At 69.6% G+C, this 3,573-nt stretch carries 2 protein-coding genes and 2 pseudogenes; all 4 read right to left on the bottom strand.

Features of this window, described 5'->3' with window-relative positions:
* Window positions 1-344: pseudogene (locus R1101_RS0118625) on the bottom strand (adenine phosphoribosyltransferase); the annotation flags it as partial.
* Window positions 341-2,092, bottom strand: coding sequence for an ABC transporter substrate-binding protein (locus R1101_RS0118620; RefSeq protein ID WP_016934854.1), 1,752 nt, complete (start codon window positions 2,090-2,092; stop codon window positions 341-343). The gene R1101_RS0118620 and the pseudogene R1101_RS0118625, both read right to left, overlap by 4 nt.
* A 1-nt stretch (window position 2,093) precedes the next feature.
* Window positions 2,094-3,296 carry a protein translocase subunit SecF gene (secF, locus tag R1101_RS0118615; protein ID WP_232284785.1) on the bottom strand — a complete coding sequence of 401 codons (1,203 nt, stop codon included), beginning with the start codon at window positions 3,294-3,296 and terminating at the stop codon, window positions 2,094-2,096.
* Window positions 3,297-3,298: 2 nt separating this feature from the next.
* Window positions 3,299-3,573: pseudogene (locus R1101_RS27470) on the bottom strand (protein translocase subunit SecD); the annotation flags it as partial.

The raw sequence follows: 3,573 nt of genomic DNA, 5'->3' as shown, positions 1-3,573 counted from the left end.
ATTGCCGCCGTGCCGTATTCGAGACGGTATTCGCAGGTCTGCACGGGCGGCGGGAGCTTGCCGGCCTTCCGGACGGCGAGAACCCCCACACCGAGGGTCCGGGCGATGCCACCCCCGAGGAGGAAACCACGCGCATCGATCCCGGCGACCAGTTCGGCGTCGGGTGCCACGGACGACAGGGCCGCGATGATCGCCGAGAAGGACGGGCCGTCGGCGAAGACCGGCGTCAGGTCGGCGAACCGGACACCCGTGGACGGAAAGTCGTCGACCCATCGGGTGTGTCCGGCGACGGCTGCGGCAGCTTCCTCGACGAGCCGCGGTTCGCCGATCCGTTGAGCGTTCATCCTCTGAGTATCCACCGATCCATGTTCCAGCCCGCACCCGCGGTCGTCGGGTTCGGTACCCCGGCGTGTATTCCCGCGGCGAACCCGATCGTGCGGGGCTGCGCGAACAGCGGCAGGGTGGGGACATCGCCCCACAGGATGCGTTCGGCCTCGGTCGCGAGCCCGGCGACGGTGGCGTTGTCGCGGGCGACGAGCAGCCCGTCGAGCAGTTCGTCGACGCGCCCGATCGAGTAACCACCCACGTTGCTGCCGGCACCGGAGTGCAGCGCATCGCGCGCGTCCTCCATGTCCGCGGTGCCACCGGCACCCGCCGCGGTGGCGGTACCCACGAGGATCGCGTCCACCTCCCCGGCCGGCAGCTGCGACGGCGCGAACGTGTCGGAGCCGGCGTCGACGATGTCGATGCCCGCCTCGCGGCAGGACTCGCCGATCAGCTCCAGAGTGCGCGCGCGCCGGTCGTCCGGCCCGAGATATCCGATACGGACCTGCATCCGGTCCTGACCGGACGCCTCGCGTTCCGAACGGGCGGCATCGATGTCCACCTCGGCGTAACGTTCGGCCGACGGCGCGGTCTGCGGGTACAACGGCGAATCGGGCGCCAGGAGCCTCGACGTGATCGGACCGGTGACGCCGCCCGACTCGTCGGAGGCGCCGAGCTCGTCGAACAACTGCGTCCGCGGCACGCACAGGGCGACGGCGCGACGCGCCGCCGGGTCCTGGAACACCCCGCTCGTGGCGAACACCAGTTGTTCGAGATTGCGCGAGACGACCGTGGAGACCTCGGCGCCGTCGCCGAGATTGCTGTGGCCGACGGATCCCTCGGCGGCATCGACCACGTGGATGCGGCCGTCCTCCGCCGCCGCGGACACGTCGGACCCGCGCGGCCATACGACGATGCGGTCGGTGCCCGGGGCGTTCCCCCACCACCGTTCGTTCGCGACGAGCGTCAGACCGTCCTCGGCCGTGTACGACTCGATACGGTACGGACCCGCGGACGGGAAGAGGGCCGGGTCGATCTCACCCGGGGTGAGAGACCAGCCGGTGTTCCAGAACTCCGCGATGCGCCGGACGGCGTCGGTGTCGTTCGTCGTGATCGCCCCGACCAGATCGGCCACCCCCGACCGGCCCGCCGCCACGTGCGCCGGCATCAGCTCGGTGGCCGAGAACAGCGACCTCCAGTTCGTGTCCTCGCGGCCGGGCCGGAAGACGACGGTGGCCTCCTTCGAACCGGGCCGACAGTCGACCCGGTCGATGTCGGCGTAGCCCCCGCGATGGGCGGCGTCGAAGAGCGGAACCTGTTTCCCGGCTTCGTCCGGTGCGGTGAACCGGCCGCTCGACGCCGCCCAGGCGAGGACGAGGTCGTCGCAGGACATGGGCACGCCGTCGGAGTAGACCGCGTCCGGGGACAACCGGTACTGCACGGTCAAACCTTCGCCCGGCACGACCGAGGCCGTTCCGATGTCGGTGTCCGCGATGACCCGGCCGGACGGGCCGACGTAACCGAATCCGGGCAGCACCCGGGCGAACGCCTGGCGCGCGCCGGAGGCGGCACCGTCGACGGTGTTCGCGTTGTAGGTCGTCACCGTGTTGTCGATCGCGTACCCGATCGAGTGCAGCGGTTCCTCCTCCGTGCCGCACGCCACGGTGGAGAACGCGAGCGTCGAGGCCACCGCTGCACACGCGAGGAGCGTGCCGCGGCGCCTCGGCGACCGCCTCGTCGTCGGGTCGTTCCGCTCGGTCACCGCCATGTCACGACCTTCTCTTGGCGCGCTTTCCGGTAGGTCGCGCTCCGGGGGCGGGGCCGCGACGGATCGTCGCCCGGTCGGGCAGGGCACCGGAGGCAGGGGCCGGCGGAACGATCCGGGGATCGCGCGTGCCTGCGGCCTGCGACCCGGCCGTCGTTCCGGCCTTCGCCGCGCGGGCGGCGGCCTCCTCCCGCTTGGCGAGCACCTTGCGGGTGTGCTTCGCGACCGGACCACGCCATTCCTCGAGGGTAACCAGCAACGGGGTCGCGAAGAAGATCGAGGAGAAGGTACCGACGACGATGCCGACCAGCTGGACGAGCGCGAGGTCCTTGAGCGTGCCCACACCGAGGAGCCACACCGCGACCACCATGAGCGCGAGCACCGGGAGCACCGAGATGACGGTGGTGTTGATCGAGCGCATGAGCGTCTGGTTGACGGCGAGGTTGGCCTGCTCCGCGTAGGTGCGGCGGTGCAGGTGCAGGATGCCTCGGGTGTTCTCCTCGACCTTGTCGAAGACGACGACCGTGTCGTACAGCGAGAAGCCGAGGATCGTGAGCAGACCGATGACGGTCGCCGGGGTGACCTCGAAGCCGACGAGCGAGTACACCCCCGCCGTGACGACGATATCGAAGAACAGCGCCGCGATCGCCGCCATCGCCATGTTCCGCTGGTATCGGACGGTGATGTAGATGCTCACGATGACGAGGAAGACCACCAGCGCGAGGAGCGCCTTGTTCGTGATCTGGCTTCCCCACGTCTCGCTGACGTCCGCGACGCTGATCGAGTTTCGGGACGGCACTCCGTCCGGACCTGCCGGCTGGAACTCCTCGAACAACGCGGTCTGCAGTTGCGCGACCTGCTCCACGTCGAGGGTCTCCGACCGGATCTGCACCGTCGCGCCGTCGCCGGCGCCGACGGTCTGCACCGCTTCGGGTTCGAAGCCGATGGTGTCGCTGAAGACGGTTTCGACGTCGTCGACGGAGACGCCCGCCACGACCGGCATCTGGATGCGGGTGCCACCCTCGAAGTCGATACCCCAGCTGAATCCGCGCAGCAGCATGCTGAGCAGGGCGATGAGCACGATCACCGCGGTGACGATGTACCACCGCTTGCGGCGGCCGACGATCTCGAAGGCACCCGTGCCGGTGTACAGACGGGACAGCAGGCTGTGCTGCGGTGCGGCCGTCGTCGTGGTCGTGTCGGTCATCGTCACGCCTCCTTCGCAGCGGTCGCGGCAACGAGGCGACGCTCGTCGGCCACCTGCTGGATTGCGCCCAGACCGTTCACGCTCGGCTTGGACCAGAACTTCGACTTCGAGGCCAGGAACACCAGCGGCCAGGTCACGAGGAACACCACGACGACGTCGAGGATCGTGGTGAGACCGAGAGTGAACGCGAAGCCGCGGACCTGGCCGACAGCCAGGACGTAGAGCACGGCGGCAGCGATGAAGCTGACCGCGTTACCGGAGAGGATCGTGCGGCGGG

The organism is Rhodococcus sp. R1101, from assembly GCF_000278445.1.
Taxonomy (GTDB): domain Bacteria; phylum Actinomycetota; class Actinomycetes; order Mycobacteriales; family Mycobacteriaceae; genus Rhodococcus; species Rhodococcus gordoniae.
This window is presented reverse-complemented; position numbering and strand designations above follow the sequence as displayed.